17 protein-coding genes are annotated in these 20560 nt (G+C 39.6%); 5 read left to right on the top strand and 12 right to left on the bottom strand.

Going from position 1 to position 20560, the window contains the following annotated elements:
- Window positions 1-33: 33 nt before the first annotated feature.
- Window positions 34-1224: a DEAD/DEAH box helicase gene (locus OGI71_RS15085; protein WP_282250033.1), complete on the bottom strand. Its 1191-nt coding sequence runs from the start codon at window positions 1222-1224 to the stop codon at window positions 34-36.
- 277 nt (window positions 1225-1501) lie between these two features.
- Here OGI71_RS15085 and OGI71_RS15080 point away from each other — a divergent pair, with 277 nt between their 5' ends.
- Entirely contained in the window at window positions 1502-3919 is a 2418-nt protein-coding gene (locus OGI71_RS15080; protein WP_282250032.1) for an alpha-ketoacid dehydrogenase subunit alpha/beta, read from the top strand.
- 120 nt (window positions 3920-4039) lie between these two features.
- Here OGI71_RS15080 and OGI71_RS15075 read toward each other — a convergent pair whose 3' ends face one another.
- The 5 genes from OGI71_RS15075 to OGI71_RS15055 all read right to left on the bottom strand — a co-directional run bounded on the left by OGI71_RS15075 (window position 4040) and on the right by OGI71_RS15055 (window position 9499).
- On the bottom strand, window positions 4040-4894 hold the full coding sequence (locus OGI71_RS15075) for an ROK family protein (RefSeq protein WP_282250030.1): 855 nt from the start codon (window positions 4892-4894) through the stop codon (window positions 4040-4042).
- Window positions 4881-5987: a chorismate synthase gene (gene aroC / locus OGI71_RS15070; RefSeq protein ID WP_108636941.1), complete on the bottom strand. Its 1107-nt coding sequence runs from the start codon at window positions 5985-5987 to the stop codon at window positions 4881-4883. Before aroC ends, OGI71_RS15075 begins: the two co-directional genes overlap by 14 nt.
- 207 nt (window positions 5988-6194) lie before the next feature.
- Entirely contained in the window at window positions 6195-7445 is a 1251-nt protein-coding gene (aroA, locus tag OGI71_RS15065; protein WP_282250023.1) for a 3-phosphoshikimate 1-carboxyvinyltransferase, read from the bottom strand.
- Window positions 7445-8557 carry a chorismate mutase gene (locus OGI71_RS15060; protein WP_282250021.1) on the bottom strand — a complete coding sequence of 371 codons (1113 nt, stop codon included), beginning with the start codon at window positions 8555-8557 and terminating at the stop codon, window positions 7445-7447. The genes aroA and OGI71_RS15060 overlap by 1 nt, the downstream gene beginning before the upstream one ends.
- A gap of 117 nt (window positions 8558-8674) precedes the next feature.
- Window positions 8675-9499, bottom strand: coding sequence for a prephenate dehydratase (locus tag OGI71_RS15055; protein WP_077437425.1), 825 nt, complete (start codon window positions 9497-9499; stop codon window positions 8675-8677).
- A 541-nt stretch (window positions 9500-10040) separates the two neighbouring features.
- On the opposite strand from OGI71_RS15055, the gene OGI71_RS15050 reads away from it, so the two are divergent.
- Genes OGI71_RS15050 through OGI71_RS15035 form a run of 4 tightly spaced genes read left to right on the top strand, consistent with a single transcriptional unit; the run spans window position 10041 to window position 12870 of the window.
- The gene (locus OGI71_RS15050; protein WP_282250018.1) at window positions 10041-10517 is read left to right on the top strand and encodes a thermonuclease family protein; all 477 of its coding nucleotides are present in this window, start codon (window positions 10041-10043) and stop codon (window positions 10515-10517) included.
- Between the two features lie 15 nt (window positions 10518-10532).
- A complete protein-coding gene (locus tag OGI71_RS15045; RefSeq protein ID WP_282250016.1) occupies window positions 10533-11405 on the top strand; it encodes an EamA/RhaT family transporter in 873 nt (290 codons plus the stop codon).
- Window positions 11402-12019: a YigZ family protein gene (locus OGI71_RS15040; protein WP_282250015.1), complete on the top strand. Its 618-nt coding sequence runs from the start codon at window positions 11402-11404 to the stop codon at window positions 12017-12019. The genes OGI71_RS15045 and OGI71_RS15040 overlap by 4 nt, the downstream gene beginning before the upstream one ends.
- Complete coding sequence (locus OGI71_RS15035) at window positions 12016-12870, top strand: nucleoside phosphorylase (protein WP_282250014.1); 855 nt, start codon at window positions 12016-12018, stop codon at window positions 12868-12870. Before OGI71_RS15040 ends, OGI71_RS15035 begins: the two co-directional genes overlap by 4 nt.
- 28 nt (window positions 12871-12898) lie before the next feature.
- On the opposite strand, the gene rodA is transcribed toward OGI71_RS15035, so the two are convergent.
- The 6 genes from rodA to OGI71_RS15005 all read right to left on the bottom strand — a co-directional run bounded on the left by rodA (window position 12899) and on the right by OGI71_RS15005 (window position 20396).
- Window positions 12899-14164 (bottom strand): rod shape-determining protein RodA, encoded by a 1266-nt coding sequence (gene rodA / locus OGI71_RS15030; protein ID WP_223585201.1) that lies wholly within the window; start codon window positions 14162-14164, stop codon window positions 12899-12901.
- On the bottom strand, window positions 14157-16139 hold the full coding sequence (mrdA, locus tag OGI71_RS15025; RefSeq protein ID WP_282250013.1) for a penicillin-binding protein 2: 1983 nt from the start codon (window positions 16137-16139) through the stop codon (window positions 14157-14159). The genes rodA and mrdA overlap by 8 nt, the downstream gene beginning before the upstream one ends.
- 27 nt (window positions 16140-16166) lie before the next feature.
- Window positions 16167-16685 (bottom strand): rod shape-determining protein MreD, encoded by a 519-nt coding sequence (locus OGI71_RS15020; protein ID WP_077437419.1) that lies wholly within the window; start codon window positions 16683-16685, stop codon window positions 16167-16169.
- Window positions 16678-17520: a rod shape-determining protein MreC gene (mreC, locus tag OGI71_RS15015; RefSeq protein WP_223585204.1), complete on the bottom strand. Its 843-nt coding sequence runs from the start codon at window positions 17518-17520 to the stop codon at window positions 16678-16680. The genes OGI71_RS15020 and mreC overlap by 8 nt, the downstream gene beginning before the upstream one ends.
- A gap of 92 nt (window positions 17521-17612) precedes the next feature.
- Window positions 17613-18635: a rod shape-determining protein gene (locus tag OGI71_RS15010; RefSeq protein ID WP_028071379.1), complete on the bottom strand. Its 1023-nt coding sequence runs from the start codon at window positions 18633-18635 to the stop codon at window positions 17613-17615.
- Between the two features lie 453 nt (window positions 18636-19088).
- A complete protein-coding gene (locus OGI71_RS15005) occupies window positions 19089-20396 on the bottom strand; it encodes an NAD(P)/FAD-dependent oxidoreductase (RefSeq protein WP_282249999.1) in 1308 nt (435 codons plus the stop codon).
- Window positions 20397-20560: the final 164 nt, after the last annotated feature.

Below are 20560 nucleotides of genomic sequence, written 5' to 3'. Positions count from 1 at the left end.
AATTGCAGGTAAAAGTAAAAGAATAATTATAATTTAACGACGTTTTCTTGATTTTGATTGTCCTTTTCGGCCATTGTTTTGGCTACTGGACAGCATTTTCTCCCAACTCAATAAAAAGGGATGTTGATCGTCAATCTGTATCTGTTTATTTAATGATAACTGTAGCTTGATCCACTTCTGGTTGTCTTCGGCATCGCAGAGTGTGATGGCCGTACCGTCGGTCTGAGAGCGGCCTGTTCTTCCGATACGATGTGTATATATTTCTGGGAAGTCCGGTACTTCATAGTTTATGATAGCTTCCAAATCGGGGAAATCTATGCCTCTTGCCAGCAAGTCCGTCGCAATCAAAACCCTGTTTTCTTTATTTCTAAATTTGGCGACAATCTCCTCACGCTGCTGTTGCGACTTATCACCGTATAGTGCTAGTGCCGAAATGCCATTTCGATGGAGGTCTGCTTCAATCCGTTCCACAGCATGTACCGTCCGCGTGAAAATAAGGGCCTGTGATTTAATTCTGTTTTCAAGAAGGTAACGGACTAGATTTTTCTTGTCGTTTTTATCGACATACAACACATACTCGCTTATTTTTCCTTTTTTAAGATGATCTTCTACTGTGACTTCTATCGGATTTTTGAGTCTTTTTAGAATGATCTTATCCATCTCTGCTGTGCGTGTCGCCGAGACGAAAATAGACTGTCTTTCGGTGGGAAGTGCCTGCATAATTTTATTGATTTCTAGTGCAAAGCCAAGATCGAGCAATTGATCAAATTCATCAATGACTAGAGTGTTTATCCCTTTTAGATCAACAACCTGTTGTTCTAGAAAGTCGAGCAGTCTGCCTGGCGTAGCCAGGATCAGCTGAGCTTTAGGGTAGGCCGCAAGCTGGCTGTCGTAAGTTCCGCCACCATAAAAGCTGGCGATATCGAGACCTGTACCCTCAATCAGTTTAGCAATTCGATCTTTCGTTTGGATACAGAGTTCGCGTGTTGGAAGCAGAATAAGTACGGAGGCATGTTCTCTTTCTTCCTTTTCCAATAAATGTTGTACGATCGGGATAGTGAAAGCTTCGGTTTTTCCTGTTCCCGTAGGAGCAATCGCCAGACAATCTTGACCAGCTAATATAGCAGGGATCACCCGTTCCTGGACGGTTGTCAGTACCGAAAGCTTTTGTTTTTCAATGTTGGAAAAAAGGAGTTTATTGAGTTGTAATGTCGAAAAATTCACAGTAAAAAGTTAAAATTAAAAAGAAGATCTATCTCAATCCCGAGCCTTTGTCTTAGGAGATCAGAGAGCTATGTATTTCTGATCCCGCCCGCTAGCGTTTAATCCCTATCTATATTAATTAAAAATCTGCAAAAATTAGGAATTTTTCTCAAAAAGTACTAATTTGAGAAATTAGAATATTCTATTTCAAATACGAACTATTGATTGTCAAATTATTTGACAAACACCAATTATATAGAATAATATTTTTGTTAAATTTGTTGAAACAAAAAAGAATATGTTTGATACTGCATTTGACCAAAACAATGAATCTATTTCCACTTTGAGCTTTGACGAGTTCAAAAAGATTATTGTGAATGATTATCGGACCGCTTTGGAAAGTCGTTACGTAAGTTTATTGGGACGTAAGGAAGTGCTTACAGGCAAGGCGAAGTTTGGTATTTTTGGCGATGGAAAAGAGTTGGCACAAATTGCGATGGCTAAAGTCTTCAGAAATGGCGATTGGCGATCAGGATATTACCGTGACCAGACATTTATATTTGCTTCAGGCATCAGTGATGTCTATCGTTTTTTCTCCCAATTATATGCGCATCCGGATGTTGAGGCGGATCCTTCTTCTGCCGGTCGGCAAATGAACTGTCATTTTTCTACACGGGTGCTGGATGATCAGGGGAATTGGCTTGATCAAACGGTACAGAAGAATTCCTTTTCGGACATTTCTACCACAGGAGGGCAAATGCCCAGAATTTTGGGTTTAGGACTAGCATCTAAATTATATAAACAAAATAGAAATTTGGATTATTTGTCCTATTTCTCGAATAAAGGAAATGAAGTTACCTTCTGTACAATAGGGAACGCTGCGACCTCAGAAGGTGTGTTTTTTGAAGTCATCAATGCTGCTGGAGTACATCAGATTCCTGCAGTTATTTCTATTTGGGATGATGGTTACGGAATTTCGGTGTCGAATGAAACCCAGACTACAAAAGGTGATATTTCTGAAATACTCAAGGGTTTCCAAAAGGAGGAGTTGACAAACGGAATTGAAATTTTTAAAGTAAGAGGTTGGGATTATGCAGGCTTGTGTGAAACATACGAACAGGCCGCAAATATAGCAAGAGAAAAGCATATCCCATGTCTGATCCATGTGACCGAATTGACACAACCACAAGGGCATTCGTCTTCGGGATCCCACGAACGTTATAAATCTCAGGAACGCTTGCAGTGGGAAACGGATTTCGACTGTATCGCGAAAATGAAGGAGTGGATACAAAGCTCGGGTATCGCTACGGATGAAGAGCTGGACCAGTTGGATCGTGATGCCAAGGATTTTGTCCGTCAGGAACAAAAAAGGGCTTGGACTGATTATATCAGAACTTTGACGCTTGAAGCAAAAGAAGCCATTGATTTATTGTCACGAATTCCAAATGAAAAAGCGGACTTCGCAGCAAAAAAACTGCAATCGATGGTAGAGCCTTCTCTGAAAGAGGTGTATGGACAGGTCCGGAAGATATTGCATGAGTTAAAGGAAAAACATACGGAAGGCCGTCAGGAATTGTTGAATTGGTATAAGGTTAAACAAGAAATTAACGAGAAGCGGTATAATTCTAAATTATTTACTGATGGTGTTGATTCTCCCTTCAATGTGCCTGCAGTAGAAGCGATTTATAATGAAGATTCTAAAATTGTGGATGGTCGGGAAGTGTTGAATCTTTGTTTTGAAGAAAATTTTCAACGTGATGAACGTTTATTAGCATTCGGGGAAGACGTGGGGAAAATAGGGGATGTCAACCAAGGATTTGCAGGTCTACAGGATAAGCTCGGTACGCATCGCGTATTTGATACCGGGATCCGAGAAAATTCAATTATCGGTAAAGGGATCGGATTGGCGATTCGTGGGTTAAAACCAATTGCTGAAATTCAATACTTAGATTATTTGATCTACGGAATCACGGTTGCCAGTGATGATTTAGCGAGCTTAAGTTATCGTACTTTCGGAGGACAAAAAGCACCAGTCATTATTCGTACCCGCGGACACCGCCTGGAGGGTGTATGGCATTCGGGATCACCGATGTCTGTGATATTGGGCTCTTTAAGAGGATTGCATGTTTGTGTGCCACGCAATATGACGCAGGCTGCTGGAATGTATAATACGCTTTTCCGTTCAGATGAACCGGCTATTGTCGTTGAATGTCTGAATGGTTATCGCCTCAAAGAACGTTTGCCGGAGAATGTTGGTGAATTTACAGTGCCAATCGGTTATGCTGAGCGCATTAAAGAAGGACAGGATATTACGGTAGTCTCCTATGGTTCAACGTTACGCGTTGTCGAAGAAGCTGCTGTAGAATTGGAACGTTTGGGGATATTTATCGAGATTATCGATGCCCAGACCTTGTTGCCGTTTGACAAAGGACAATTATGTGCTGAATCTCTGAAAAAAACAAATAAGTTGTTAGTAGTGGATGAGGATGTACCTGGGGGTGCTGCTGCATTTATACTACAGGAAATACTTGAAAATCAAAATGGTTATTATTTGCTTGATAGCCAGCCTCGAACATTGACAGCAAAAGCGCACCGACCTCCCTATGGTTCGGATGGTGACTATTTCTCGAAACCATCTTCGGATGATGTTGTGGAAACTGTGTATGCGATCATGCATGAGGGTAATCCAGAAAAATATCCATCTATGTTTGAATAAATGGATATTTCTTTGGATCTGTTATTTTAATTATGCTATTCAAAGAGCTTCTTGTAAGACACTCTTTGAATAGCATTCATTTTTAGGGGAAATGCTTATTTTGTGTTTTAAGTCCTTGGACTAACTGAAAATACTTGCGGCGCCGATCATGGCTGCCTTCTCACCCAATATAGCTGTATGAATGGTGAATTTATTGAATTCTTCCCGATCTGCAATAAAGATAGGAAGTGCTCTCGCAATATTACCACCAATAATAAAGAGATTAGTCTGATATTTTTCTTCAAAAAACTGCATAAAATCAAATAGATGTGTTGCGTATTCATCTTTGATGGTTGCGAATGCAGCAGTTTCTCTATGATTGTCCAAAATTTCTTTTAAACCAGTGACATCTTTCTCTGTGATTTCTTTGAACCGTTTGACAAACCACCTTGTTACAAGATATTCTTCAAAGATGCTTTCCTGATAAGGTGTATTCCAGAGGTCTGCATCGAAGGCCTTCTCGCCCTTATTCCATACCGCAGATCCTAAGCCTGTCCCCAAAGTAATCCCGAGTATTCTCGGATTGGTCTGAAGGTTCTGTACAAATATCTCTCCCTGTAGGAAAGCCGCTGCATCATTGATAAAGTGAATAGCTGTAGAAGGTAAACCCAACTCAGCAGATAAAAGGCTTTTAATGTCTTGATCGTACAAGTTGTCGTACTTGCTTTGTCCTAACATTTTAGAGATACCATTTTCATAGTCAAAAGGCCCCGGCATTGCTATGCCAATGAATTGAATAGCAGTGGGTGAGGTAGCAATACTATTCTGTATTGTGGAAGCCCAGGTGTGTAAAATCGTTTTAGCATCTCCTTGAGAAAAAACGTGGTTTCTGACCACGTTCTCTAAATGTATATTCCATTGTTTGGTATCAATGATACAGGCAGAAATATGAGTGCCTCCAATATCAACACCTACGACATAATTATCTTGCAGCATGTTTGTAACTTTGATGTTTAAGTAGATGATCCGCAATCACAAGTGCCGCCATGGCTTCTACAATAATTACCGCTCTCGAAACAACACAAGGATCATGTCTTCCCTTACCACTTGCGATGGCCGGGTTGCCATGGATATCTACTGTTTCTTGATCTCTCATGATGGTGGCAACAGGTTTAAATGCTACTTTAAAAGTAATATCCATACCGTTTGATATGCCGCCCTGTATTCCCCCTGAGAAATTGGTATGTGTATGCACTTGATTTAAATCATGGTCATCTGCTACAAATATATCATTATGTTCGGAACCTCGCAACTCTGAACCTGCAAAACCTGATCCATATTCAAATCCGTGTACGGCATTAATGCTCATCATCGCTTTTGCGAGGTCAGCATGAAGTTTGTCAAATACGGGTTCTCCAAGTCCAACAGGAACATGTCTTACCACCGCCGAAATGCGCCCACCTACTGTATCACCCGCTTTTCTTACTGAATCTATAAATTCGACCATTTCATTGGCTGTGGCCGGATCAGCACAGCGTGCGATATTGGATTCACGTAGCTCAAGCAGGGCTTTAAGATCTTTGGTGTCCAAATTGGGCGCTTCGATCGTACCCACACCCGAAACATGCGCGAAGATTTCGATGCCAAATTGTTGTAAAAAGCTCTTTGCAACAGCTCCTGCAGCAACGCGGGCGGCTGTTTCACGGGCTGAAGAGCGGCCACCGCCACGGTAGTCTCGGATACCATATTTCATCTGATAGGTGAAGTCCGCGTGGGAAGGCCTGAAGATATCTTTAATGTGGGTATAGTCCTTAGAACGTTGATCTTCATTTGGTATAACAATGGCAATCGGAGTTCCGGTCGACTTCCCTTCGAATACGCCTGATAGTATCTGAGCGGTATCACTTTCTTTTCGTTGTGTGGTAATTCTGGACTGTCCCGGTTTCCGTTTATCTAGTTCAGACTGTATAAACTCTTCGTCTATCGTTATATTTGAGGGGCAACCATCAATAATTACACCGATCGCTTTTCCGTGTGATTCGCCAAAAGTGCTGATTCTGAATAAATCGCCAAATGAGTTTCCTGCCATAAGAATTAAATTTCAATAAACTTAGATAAATTTGCCTTTAAATGCAATGAAAACGCTACTGTAAAACCCAACTTTATCAATTTTGATTATTTTTAATCATGTCTGGGTTGTGTGCGGGTAGTACTTCTTTCGTTGCCATTAAAGCTATTAATAGCGTGTATATAGGTTGTAAAATCCGGGAGCATACATCTCCCGGGTTTTTAAATATTAGTCAATGATAAAAGATTGGGCCTGCAGATGTTTCCAGAAATCAGGATACGATTTTTCTACAACCATTGGCTCCGCAATCTTGATCTGGTCAAAAACCAATGCAAGGGGCGCAAACGCCATTGCCATACGGTGGTCCTCATAGGTATCAAAAGTCACCTCTTTTGGCTGGAATACCTGTGCTGTTTTAAGATGATAGGTTTCGTTATCTGCTATCAATTCAGCACCAAATTTTGCTATCTCAGTCTGTAAAGCGGCAATTCGGTCAGTTTCTTTGATCTTTAATGTTTCAAGACCTGTAAATGAAACGTCACGACCTAAAGCTGCAGCGACAACGACGACAGTCTGCGCGAGATCGGGGCATTCTTTGAAATCAAATAACGTTTTTTTCGAATCTATTGCTGTTTTATGAAGATGCAAGCCATCGGATTCAAAACTGGATTGCACGCCAAAATGGGTCATGATATCGACAATTGCAATATCTCCTTGAAGACTGTCTTTTTTAAGCCCAGGTAAGACGATAGATGCTCCGTCTTCTGCCAGAGCTACAATAGCGTACCAGTAAGAAGCTGCGCTCCAATCTGGCTCCACATAAATCGTGCTTTTTGAAAAAGTCTGTGGGGCAATATGTATTTCATTCGCTGTCCACTCATGCTGTATGCCGACGCTTTTTAGCATATCGAGGGTCATGGATACATAGGGTCTGGAAGTCAGTTCACCCTCGATTTCCAATGTAAGCCCTTTTTTCAATGCAGGAGCAATTAATAGCAGCGCCGAGATGTATTGACTACTGATGTTGCCTTTTATCCGGACACGGCCCTTTCCTTGAAATATGCCGCCTTCTATTTTTAGGGGTGGATAACCGGTTTTTTTTTCATAATGAATGTCAGCTCCAATTTCCTTCATGGCATCAACCAATATACCGATTGGCCGTTGTTGCATGCGTTCGGTCCCCGTAAGGATAAAGTTTCCTTGAACAAGGTTCAGATAGGCCGTTAAAAAGCGCATTGCTGTACCTGCCGGACCGATGTCAATCGTGTTGTAGCCGGGTTGGGGATCTGATGCGATCTGCAATACACGGTTTAAAGTCACCGTATCAGCAGCCTCGGACAGATTCGCTATATCAACCTGTCCCTTGCTCAACGAGCGGATAATAAGAGCACGGTTGCTCTCGGATTTTGATCCTGTCAGTTGAACCGTGCCTTTTATTTTTTTTGATGGGTGCGTCAGCTTGATGACTTGTTGATTCATTATGCTTCTGCTGTTGGTTGTTCCTGTGAATTCATTACCGCGTTTTGTTTACGGATAGATTCATTGTGAATTAATTCTAGGAATTTTGTTGCAAATTCATTGCCTAAAGAAAGTGCTTCAGCAAGTTTTGTGCGTTTTTGAACAATCTCATCCCAACGGTTTACCTGTAAGATCGTCACATTGTTATCGCGTTTGTATTCACCGATTTTCTCTGCAATTTTCATACGCTCGCCAATTTTTTGGATAATTAAATCGTCCAATTTATCAATGTTGCTGCGCAATTCGGCTAATTTGTCCTCAAATGATGGGTTGTCAGAATCAGCTTTACGTAATGTCAAATGATTGATCAACTCTGCTAAGGCTGCCGGCGTAACTTGTTGTTTGGCATCTGTCCATGCAACAGAAGGATCAATATGTGATTCAATGATCAAACCTTGCATGTCCATATCCATTGCTTTTTGTGCGATGTACGGTAACAATTCGCGGTTACCACAGATGTGGCTAGGATCATTGATGATCGGCAAATTAGGGCAAGCAGTTTTTAACTGGATGGCTAAATCCCACATCGGCTCGTTGCGGAATGCTGTTTTCTCGTAAGAAGAGAATCCACGGTGGATAGCACCTAATTTTTTGATGCCAGCGCGGTTGATACGCTCCAAGGCACCGATCCACAACGATAAATCTGGATTAACAGGGTTTTTTACGAAAACTGGTACATCTACTCCCTGTAGTGCATCAGCGATTTCTTGCACCGTGAATGGATTTGCAGTTGAACGTGCACCTACCCAAAGTACATCAACACCAGCTGCTAAAGCTTCTTCGACGTGTTTTGCTGTCGCAACCTCTGTAGCTGTCAATAAACCTGTCTCTTCTTTCGCTCGCTTCAACCACTCCAAACCAATGGAACCGATACCTTCAAATTCGCCTGGACGAGTACGTGGTTTCCAGATTCCTGCACGTAAGATATTTACTTTTCCAGTATTCGCTAATAGATGTGCTGTAGATACCAATTGCTCTTCTGTCTCTGCACTACAAGGGCCTGCGATAATTAAAGGTTTGTCTCCAGTATCCAACCATGATTTCAAAGGAGTGATTTCTAATGTATTTTTCATCGGAATAAATTTTTAAAGGTATTTGAGTCTGTTAAGCTGTTATGCTTGTTTTGTAAGTTTTTATCGCTTCAACAGATTCAGGGTAAGTTGATTATTTTATAATTATTAATTTGTTGATTATAGTTTCTCGTTTTTGATGTATTCGCCCATAATATTGAAATTGATACTATGTTTGAGTACTTTTCGGATCGCAGCTTCATAGTCTGATTGTTTTTTCCATTCAACATCAACGAAAAAGTCATATTCGTTGCGTTTTCCGATAACAGGCATAGACTGAATCTTGCTCAGGTTGATATTTTGCTCAGCAAAACACTGTAAGATTGTCGCTAAGGAACCAACTGTATTTCCCGTTTGGAAAGATAGGGATGCTTTATTGGCATTTTTGTGTTCAACCACCTCATTTGAAAGAACCAGAAAACGTGTAGCATTCTTTTTATTAGTTTCGATTCTTTTCTCTAGAATCTCAAGCCCATAAATTTCAGCGGCTAAAGTACCAGCAATAGCAGCTGTATCAGTCAATTTCCGTTCAGCAATCATCTTTGCTGTGGCCGCTGTGTCTGACCCTTCGGTAATACGTACACCCTCCAGCTCCGAAAGAAATTCTTCGCATTGACGGATCGCGATCGGATGTGATTCGATATGTTTGATGTCTTTCAATTTGACGCCCGGCAATACCATCAGATTCTGCTGAATGTTGAGATAGACTTCTCCTGTGATATGAAATTTATAATCCCGAAGCAAATTATAGTTTGGTAGCAAGCTACCTGCAATTGAATTTTCAATCGCCATAACAATGTAATCTACTTTTCTTTGCTTCAGCAATTCACAGGTTTTTTTGAATGAATCACATTCAACAATTTCGACTTCGCGTCCAAAATATTTAAATGCTGCTTCCTCGTGGAATGAAGCTTTTGCTCCTTGTATCGCAATTTTTAAACTCATTTTTTTGTTGCTATTTTGCCCTTAAACAAGAAAGAGTCCCGATGATCTAAACCGGGACTCTTTCTTGTTATATTTTAATGTATACACAATCTAATCCCGGCTCTTATTTTTAAAATAAAAGAAGTTAAAATAGAAATATGTATATGATCTGTTCATCCTTGTGTTGTTTGACATTTCAAATGTACGAATGTTTTTGAAATATCAAAGAAAAAATATTTTTTTTCATAAAAAATGCATCATTTATATATGTGTTTTTGGTTGGTTTTTATTGCTTTTTTTACCTTGAAAATAAGTGTTTTTTATTGCCTTTTTGATATTTTTATTTTTGTAATTTTCTTTTATATAGTGTTTTATGGTTTTTGTCGTCTTTTTTGTGTCGGTTTTTTTTATGATTTTTTAACATAAAAAACATATTAAAAATGGTTATGTTTTTTTGAGTTTTTTTTATTGAAAATAGTTGTTTTTTTTGTTGAAATATGCTGTGTTTTATCCGTTGTTTGCTGAAAAAGTATTTTATTACCTTTGCCCAAATGTAATTTTTATGCTAAAGCGATTTAATTTTTTAGTGAGTGCCACTATCATCTGTCTCTTGTTTTTAGGTTTTTCTTATAAAGGGGAGGAGCGGTATGTGAAGGTGCGACGGGTAATTGATGGCGATACCTTTGTGATTGAAAATGGTAGTAAAAAAGGCGAACGGGTACGATTGATTGGGATTGATGCTCCCGAAACAAGGAGAACAGCACGAAAGGAAATTGGTTACTATGGCGTGGAGGCAAAAGAATATCTAAAAACTATGTTGACCGGAAAGAATGTGAAGCTGGTATTTGATGTTGGTAAAAAAGATCGTTATGGAAGACTTCTAGCTTATGTGTATCTTAGGGAGAAATTTGTTAACGCGGAGTTGGTAGCGCAGGGCTATGCTGTGACTTACACCTTGACGCCGAATGTTCAGTATGCTGATTTTTTTGTAAAATTAGAACGACAGGCACGTCAGGCTAAGCGTGGGCTTTGGAAATAATTTAGTAACAGAATAATGATTTTTGTCCTCATAAGTGTTATCTGCAGCGTCACTGTAGCCGTATTATTAAAATTGGCAAAACAGTATGGCGTAGAAACAAAACAAGTAATCGTCTGGAATTATCCTATGGCAGTTGCTTTGACCTACTTTATATTACGACCCGAAATAAAAGAAATTAGCTGGGATGCCTTACCATTCCCGTTGTATGCAACACTGGCTGTACTATTACCGGGGATGTTTGTATTTATTGCGCTATCTATCCGTTATAGTGGTTTGGTAAAAACGGAGGTAGCCCAACGACTATCTTTATTTATTCCCTTACTGGCAGCGTTTTTTTTATTCCACGAAAAGCTACAGGGAAATAAACTGTTGGGGATAGGGATAGGTCTATTGGCGATAATATGTTCCATCGGTTGGCGAAAATCTCTCCCTACAGTAACCCTGTCAAATACTGGATATAAAAATAGTCTCTACCCATTGCTTGTTTTTATTGGTATGGGGATTATTGATATCCTTTTTAAACAGGTGGCATTGCATGTGACGATACCTTATGTCAGTTCGATGTTTATTATCTTTGTCATGGCCATGCTGATCGCATTTGGTTTATTAGGCTATTTTATCTTTGTTGAAAAACAGAGCTTTTCAGGTAAAGCTGTCGTCTATGGCCTGATTTTAGGCGCTTTCAATTTTTGTAATATATTATTTTATATGAAAGCACATCGGGCATTACCCGAGAATCCTTCCATTGTATTTACTGGAATGAATATTGGTGTTATCTCGTTGGGTGCTTTGGTGGGTGTGTTATTTTTTAAAGAAAGACTCTCATGGTTGAATTACCTGGGGATAGTTCTTTCCATTATTTCAGTTTTAATTATCGCATATCAGTGAGTTTATTTGAAGATACTTATCGAACGATCGGTGCAAACTATGAAGGAATTTTTAGAGATAAAGGAAGCAAATTTATTGCCTATGCATTTCCTTTTAAATCTGAGGAGAAATTAAAAGATCTGCTACAGGAGGTGAAATCCCTACATCCAAAAGCAAGACACCACTGCTGGGCTTATCGGCTGACTCCGGATCGTAATGTATTTCGCGTAAACGATGACGGTGAACCCTCTGGCACCGCAGGGCGTCCTATTTTAAATGCTTTGCTCTCGGCAGATATTACAAATATAATCGTCGTTGTTGTTCGTTATTTCGGTGGAACACTGTTGGGCGTACCAGGCTTGATTAATGCTTATAAATCGGCTACGCAGGATGCCTTGGATCAAGTTCAGATAATCGAACGAACGGTGAATGATAGCTATGGGCTGACCTTTGATTATCTAAATATGAATGATGTTATGCGTATTATTAAGGAAGAAGGACTGGAAATCGAAAAGCAGGAATTTGACAATAATTGCTATCTGGAATTTGAGGTACGGAAAATGCAGGTAAACCGTGTCGTGGAACGTTTTTCGAAAATTGAAGGTTGTCAATTGAATTATTTAAGAACGATATGATAAACAATTCAGAACTCATTTTAAATTCAGATGGAAGTATTTACCATTTGAATTTAATGCCAGAAGATTTAGCCCATACGATCATTACGGTAGGAGATCCAGACCGTGTGACCAAGGTGTCAAAATATTTTGATCGTATCGAACTCAAAAAGGGAAAGCGTGAGTTTATCACCCATACAGGATATATTGGGACTAAACGGCTGAGCGTGATCTCTACAGGGATAGGTACAGACAATATTGATATAGTATTGAATGAATTGGATGCGTTGGTGAATATCGATTTTCAGCATAAGGTTGTGAAAAGCGAGCTGACCTCTTTGGATATCGTTCGTATCGGTACTTCTGGTGCTGTACAGACGGATGTTGAAATGGGAAGTATACTGGCTTCGGAATATGGGGTTGGCTTTGATGCGTTGATGCAATTCTACCAAAAGCCTTACGATGAGATTGAACTGAATATCCAGCAGGCTTTAATTCGGTATTTTCCACAATTGAGTTTAAAACCTTATGTAGCAAGGTCCGGAGAGCGTTTATTGGACCGAATTGCTTTTGATCTGCCAAAAGGAATGACATTAACGGCACCGGGATTCTATGCACCACAAGGGCGTTGTCTGCGGTCAGATAATACGATTCCAGATTTGATTCCTTTGGTAAATTCATTTAAGCATAACAATTTTCGTTTGACCAATCTGGAAATGGAAACTGCGGGTATCTATGCTTTGGCGAAAATGTTTGGCCATCAGGCCCTGTCCATAAATGCCATTTTAGCGAGTAGGGTAGCAGGAGAATTTTCGCCGAATCCTGAAGCGGTCGTGGAAAAAGCTATTCAACTGGTACTGGAAAGAATTTAGAAAAATATCTCCCAGTGCCACATGTGTATTAAACAACTCCTTTCCTGTTGGAGTCAAATTTTAGCATGATAAAGAGTAGTATCGTGAAACTCCAGAGTGAAGAACCTCCATAGCTGACAAAAGGCAATGGAATCCCGATGACAGGGATAATTCCTATGGTCATTCCGATATTGATAAACAAGTGAAAAAATAGGATAGAGGCCACGCCGTAGGCATAGATTCGGGCAAAAGCCGAACGCTGTCGTTCTGCAATATGGATGATACGCAAGAGCAGTGTGAGATAGATAGCAATTAATGTTACCGAACCTACAAAGCCCCATTCTTCACCAACCGTACAGAAGATAAAGTCAGTGCTTTGTTCGGGAACAAAGTTATATTTGGTCTGCGTTCCCTGCAAATAGCCTTTTCCCCAAAATTGGCCTGACCCTATGGCAATTTTGGACTGGTTCAAATTATAACCCTTTCCTTTGAGGTCTTCTGTTTTACCCAAAATGATGTCGATTCGGTCACGTTGATGCGGTTGTAATACGTGGTCGTAAACCAGATCCACACATAATATAAATGCGGTGCAGGCTGCAAAAAGGATACTTAGATTAATAATATATTTTCTCTTCTTTCGGAAGCTCCACATAAAAAATCCGATAATAGCCGCCAAGACTAAAATAAGAATCCATGGATTGAATAACAGAGCTAAAACAAAAAGTAAGATACATAGGCCTCCAAAAATCAGTAATTCATTGTTTACATAGCCTTCGCGGTAAAAGACAAAAATTAGCGAAAAGAAAGCAAGTGCAGAGCCGGTGTCGGGCTGCAGCATAACCAGGAATACAGGAAATAGTACAATACCTGCACCCATAGCCAGTGTTTGCATAGTTGGGGCTTTATTACTCTGCGCACTTAGAAAGTTGGCCAGCAACAGACAGGTGGATAGCTTGGCAAACTCGGAGGGTTGTAACCTGAAAAATCCCAAATCAATCCAGGCCTGATTCCCGCCGACATTTCGCCCGACAACCAAAACAATGACAAGGAGTATGGCTGTTATACCATAAAATATGGGTGAGGCCGAACTGAAAAATTTGGCATCGATAATCAAGATGGATATGCCGAGGATAATCGCTGAGATCAGGTAGAGTGACTGCTTTCCATAGTTGGTGCCTAAAGTGAAAAAACCAGGCATTTCCGGATTAAATACAGCCGCACGGATATTAAATAGACCGATCAGACAGAGTGAAAGCCAGAGTATGATTGTTAACCAATCTATTTTTCCAAAGAAACTATTTTTTTGATTATTCATATCTTCTTTTTACCTCACTATGGTGAACAATTGTTTCTTTTGGTTTTACCAATGCCGCTAATTGTCGTTTTGATTTAACAGTATCTGTTTTTGATTTGATCGAATCCGCTTTCTTGACATCTTTACTTTTGGGATCTATTACCTTCTTTGGTGCAGGAAGAAAGTTTGCTTTATAGATCCGATCCTGAATATATTTTGGTGCCGTAATGGTATCCTTCAGGTATTTTTCAACCATCATACTGGCTATTGGGCCAGCCCAAGTTCCGCCATAACCAGCATTTTCAACAAATACTGCAATGGCAATTTTCGGATTTTCCCGTGGTGCAAATGCAAAAAATACCGCGTGATTTTCTCCATGTGGATTTTGTGCCGTCCCTGTTTTTCCACACATTTCAATACCTGGGATACGATTCGACCAAGCTGTTCCTTCAGGTGTGTTGACAGCGTCGCTCATCCCCTGGATGACTACAGGATAATATTTTTCATCTACCCCAGCGCTGATCTTTTCTGTAAATTCCTTTTTAGCGATTTTTTGCGCACCTATACCCTTGATGAGATGTGGTCTATAGTAAAAACCTTTGTTGGCTACAATAGCCATAATATTGGCCATTTGCAGTGGTGTTATACCCATCTCTCCCTGACCAATGGATAAGGATATATTGAAACTTGAACGCCATTTGTCATTGCCATATCGTTTTGTATAAAACTCCGATGTGGGCAATAATCCCGGTTTTTCCCCTGGTAGATCTATTCCCAATTTGTGGCCGATTCCAAACTGTGTGGTTGCATTGCGCCATAGGTCGTAGGCTTTTGGACCTGAGAGGCCCCGTCCATCGATCATTTTGGCGTAGGTAAAACCATAATAGGTATTACAGGATACTGCTACAGAACGCTGTAAAGTGGTCGAACCGTGGTAGTGGGTACATCCCATCCAACCGCGTCCGCCACCATAGCTATAACCATGTGGACAGAAAAATACGGTGTTTCGGTCAATAACGCCAGCTTGCTGTGCTGTCAGGGCTGAAACAACCTTAAAAACGGATCCTGGAGGATACGAGGCTTGAATAGGACGGTTAAAAAGGGGCTTGGTTTCGTCATTCAATAATTTCATATAATTATTGCCAACTTGTCGACCTACCATCAGATTGGGGTTATAACTCGGGCTACTTATATAGGCCAAAATTTCCCCCGTTGCAGGTTCAATGGCAACAATAGAGCCGAGCTTATTTTTCATTAAACTTTCACCTAATATTTGGAGATCCTTATCTAAGGAAGAAACTAATCCTTCACCGGCAACGGCTAAGGTATCATATTTCCCCTCCATAAATATTCCCTTGGGACGATTCAGCGCATCCACCATCAAATTGTTGACTCCTCTTTTACCGCGGATCAGATCTTCGTAGGAACGTTCAACACCACTTCTTCCAATATAGTCACCACTTCGGTAAAACCCATTGGATCGTTCAATATCTTTATCGTTTACCTCGCTAACATAACCCAAAAATTGAGCTGCAATACTATCAGGATAGCTTCTAATGGTTCTCTTCTGTACATAGAATCCACGAAACTGATATTGATATTCTTGATATTGTGCCCAAGTCCGGACGGATAGTTGTTTTTCAAAAATTGATGCCCTGTATGGGGAATGGGCACGAGCCTTATCCATCCGTTTAATAAAGCCTTCTTTGTCAATATCAATTAATTTACAAAACAAAGCAGTGTCAATCTCCTTGACCTCGCGAGGCGTAACCATCAGGTCGTATACAGGTTCATTTTGTACCAATACTTTTCCTTTGCGGTCTAAAATAACACCCCTTGCAGGGTAAACGATGACCTTCCGCATGACATTGCTGTTGGCTGAATGTATATAGGAATCGTCGATGATCTGTAAATAAAATAGGCGGGCAACCAAAGTCAGCGCGATGGCAACAAAGATTCCGGAAACGACGTACTTGCGAGCAAAAAAACTATTCATAGAAATAAATTTCTATTCACCGATCTACTACAATCGATCTTTCTTTTTGTAGAATAATATGCTAAATAACAGCATAATAATTACCGTAAATATACAACTTAAAACAATACTGAGCAGTGTGTATTGAATATGTTGGAAAGAGAAAGATTCCAGTAGATACAGGAATGTATGATGAATCAATGTACCAAAAAAGATATAAGAGAAAAACCATCTTACATTCATCAACCCCAACATTGGTGTAAGAAATGAGTCCCGTTCCTCTACTTCAAGAGTGATCTTCATAAAGAAAATTCGGAATGCAGCCAAAGCCACGCATGCGGCGGTGTTGACCCCCAATGTATCGTAAAAGGAATCAACTGTCAAGCCTGTTAGAAAAGCAATCAGGTAAACCAGAAAATTGGGTGTTCCGGTCGGCAGCAAAAAGATAAATAAAATATAAGGAAACGCTGCAACCAGGTTATAATAGCCAATATTTTGGAACAAAAATACCTGCATTCCAATCAAGACTATAAATCGAATAAAATTAAATATTAAAATCCTAGCCATTGTCTTTAGTCGATTCCTCCAATGTTTTTAATTCATTATTTAATAAATCCTTTACTACATATACATGTTGTAGATTAGAGAAATTGGTGCTTAAAAGAATGCGTAGATCCAGGAATGCGTCTCCAGACGAAATACCCGTTTGAATAACTGTTCCCACAAAAATACCTTTTGGAAAATGCCCCGAATACCCTGAAGTATAGACTTTGTCGCCTTTGTTTACTTTGATATGATTTGGAATCTCCTTAACCGTAGCTGCGCGATAATCGATGTTGTTACCCCATACTAAGGAACCAAAGATCTCACTACGGCCCAAGGTGACCGATATACGGGTATCAGGGTGTAATAATGATTGCACAGTGGAAAAATTAGGCGAAACATTTAATACAATACCAACGACTCCGTTTGGAGCAATGACACCCATGCCTTTTTCAATACCATCTTTACTACCTCTATCCAACGTGATTGTATTCGCTTTTTGATGGATACTGTTGTTGATTACATTTGCAATAATAAATTGGTAACGCCCAAATTCACTGCTATCCATGACCGGTACTGGTCCGATCTTAATACTATCCGTTGATTTATAGGCCTGAAGGTCTTTCCGTAACTGCGCGTTTTCTTTAGCTAAAGCATCATTTGTCTCACCTAGATGTAAGTAGCTTTTCCACGAATTTACCTTTGCATAAAGGTTACCAATTACACTGTTGGACGAATTTAACACAGAGTTGCGTTGAAACGAATTGTTGGTGATAATCAAAAATAATGAGAATCCAAAAAATAGGATAAACCAAAAGAATGCATTATATCGTCTCAGGAATAACCAAAGGTTTCTCATTTTTTATCGTGGGTATTTAATAAGCAAGCGATATAATAATTTTGCATATTATATCGCTCTTTAATAAAATCTTGTTAATTATCGAACGCTAATTATTGCATCAAGAATTTGAATCGACCAATATTTTTAAGCGCAATACCAGTACCTCTTACAACAGCACGAAGAGGATCTTCGGCAATGTGTACAGGAAGTTTTGTTTTCGCTTGAATACGACGGTCTAAACCACGTAATAATGCACCACCACCAGTTAGATAGATACCAGTTTGATAGATATCGGCAGACAACTCGGGTGGAGTAATTTCAAGCGCTTTTAAGATGGCCTCTTCAATTTTTGAAATTGATTTATCTAAACAATGGGCAATTTCTGTGTAAGAAACGGTAATCTGTTTAGGGACACCAGTCATGAGGTCACGACCTTGAACTGCAAAATCTGCAGGCGGTTCCTGTAATTCAGGAAGTGCCGCACCAACTTCAATTTTAATCTTTTCCGCAGTACGCTCACCGATCATGATATTATGTTGTCTACGGATGTATTGAACAATATCAGAATCAAAGTTGTCACCTGCTACACGGATAGACTGATCACATACGATACCAGATAATGCGATGACCGCAATTTCTGTCGTACCCCCACCAATATCTATAATCATGTTACCCATTGGTTCTTCCACATCGATACCGATACCTACGGCAGCTGCCATTGGTTCGTGGATCAGATAAACTTCTTTGGCACCTGCAATTTCTGCAGAATCGCGTACAGCTCTCTTCTCTACCTCGGTGATACCTGATGGAATACAGACTACCATTCGCAAGGATGGAAAAAACCAACTCTTACCATTGTTGACCAATTTTACCATCCCTCTAATCAGATGTTCAGCGGCTGTAAAATCAGCAATTACTCCATCACGTAAAGGTCGTACCGTTTTTATATTGTCGTGTGTTTTACCTTCCATTTGCATGGCCTGTCGACCGATGGCAATCACTTTGTTTGTGGTGCGGTCAAATGCAACAATAGAAGGCTCATCCACTACTACTTTGTCATTATGAATTATCAGGGTGTTCGCAGTACCCAAGTCGATCGCAACTTCTTGCGTAAACCAATTAAATAAGCCCATTTGCTAATCCTTAAGCTATTTTAAAATAATATGCAAACCTACACAAAAAAAATTAATCTTTTTGAGGTTCTACATCAAAAAAAACTATATTCTGCAAGTAAATTCTATCTGGAAAAAACTGTCTTTAAATTTAACGAATATAATCTACAATTGTTACGTTTAACAGGAACTTATTTTTTATTGGAAGCAATAATAAGCAGAAATTAAAAATGTGTTTTTGAATTCTTTGCAATCCGTATGAGCACTGAAATCCTCAGGATAGTAGCTTTGACAACTATATGGGGTGTGGCTGCCAAATTTTAATATCAGATATTTTTTTTGGTCAACTTTCGATCGTTTTTAGTGGCGGTGGAAAAAAAAAAGAATGCTATTATTTTCATTGAATAATAGCATTCTTTTTTTGTGTAAAAAACAGTGTTACCCTGTCTTTTACAATTCTTTACTTATCGGCTTTTATTGTATCGTTTTCGCTTGTTCTTCTGGCGTAGGTTCATCATACTTATGGAAGATTAAGCGGACACCACTGTTTTTCGTGAAGAACTTCACGGTCCAGTTTACAAATGTGATCAACTTATTTCTAAAACCATAAATGGACATCAAGTGGACAAACATCCATGTCATCCATCCGAAGAAACCACTAAAGTGAATTTTGCCCATATCAACGACAGCTTTGTTGCGCCCTACTGTAGCCATTGAACCCTTGTCAAAATAGCTGAATTTTTCGGTAGGTTGATTAGACATCGTCTGAAGGATGTGTTTAGCTACATATCCACCCTGTTGTTGTGCTACTGGAGCTACACCCGGTAAACCACGAGGTAGATCATCTGTAATAAATGCAGATACGTCACCAATGGCATAGACACCCGGCATGTCAATGACACGACATTGATCGTCTGTCTGTATACGGTTACCACGTTGGATAACTTCTTTTTTGAATCCATCCGGATATTGACCAGCAACGCCCGCACCCCAGATTACTGTTTTTGTTTCGATGCTTCTGCCATCTGCGAAGGTAATGGAGTTACCATCGTATCCGGTTACCTGTACATTCAATAGTACTTCAACACCTAAGTCCTTTAAATATTTTTCGGAATTTTTTGAGGCTTTCTCCGATAGATTAGCCAACACTTTTGGTAGGCCTTCCACCAGGTAAACAGACATCTCTGATTTCTTTAATTCAGGATAGTCTTTTTCCAGTACATTATTCTTGATTTCTGCAATAGCTCCAGAAAGCTCTACCCCAGTAGGACCACCACCAACAATCACAAAGTTCAAATTGGGCTTACGATCTTCAGGGTTAGGGATCATTACTGCTTCTTCAAGATTTTGAAGAACGTAACTGCGTATATTAAGTGCCTCCTGGATGTTTTTCATTGGCAAGGCATATTTTGTAATCTGCTGATTGCCGAAAAAATTTGTCGTTGCACCTGTGGCAACAACCAAATAATCATAGTCAAAATCTCCAATATCGGTTTTAACAATTTTAGCCTCGTTATCGATGCTTTTTACGTCGGCAAGTCTAAAACGGAAGTTCTCCTGATTTTTGAACATTTTACGGACAGGGAAGGAAATTGAGTCCGCCGAAAGCGTACCAGTAGCAACTTGGTACATTAATGGTTGAAAGGTATGAAAGTTGTTTCTATCTAATAACAGAATTTCAACTTCCTTATTTTTAAGCTTTTTAGCAACTTCAATTCCTCCAAATCCAGCACCAATAATGATTACTCTTGGGAATTTTCTATTTGAACTATTGCTTGGCATATTTTTAATAGTTTGTTGTAAAAATTCGTACAATCGAATTAAGCTGCAAATATCTTAAATTTTGAACCAAAAAACTAAAAAATATTTATTTATTATGGCAATACGTTGTGAAATTTATCGTTACAAGGTCAATTCTTTTAATAAAATATTTTGTAGTGTTTTGG

This window comes from Sphingobacterium sp. ML3W, from assembly GCF_029542085.1.
GTDB lineage: Bacteria > Bacteroidota > Bacteroidia > Sphingobacteriales > Sphingobacteriaceae > Sphingobacterium.
This window is presented reverse-complemented; position numbering and strand designations above follow the sequence as displayed.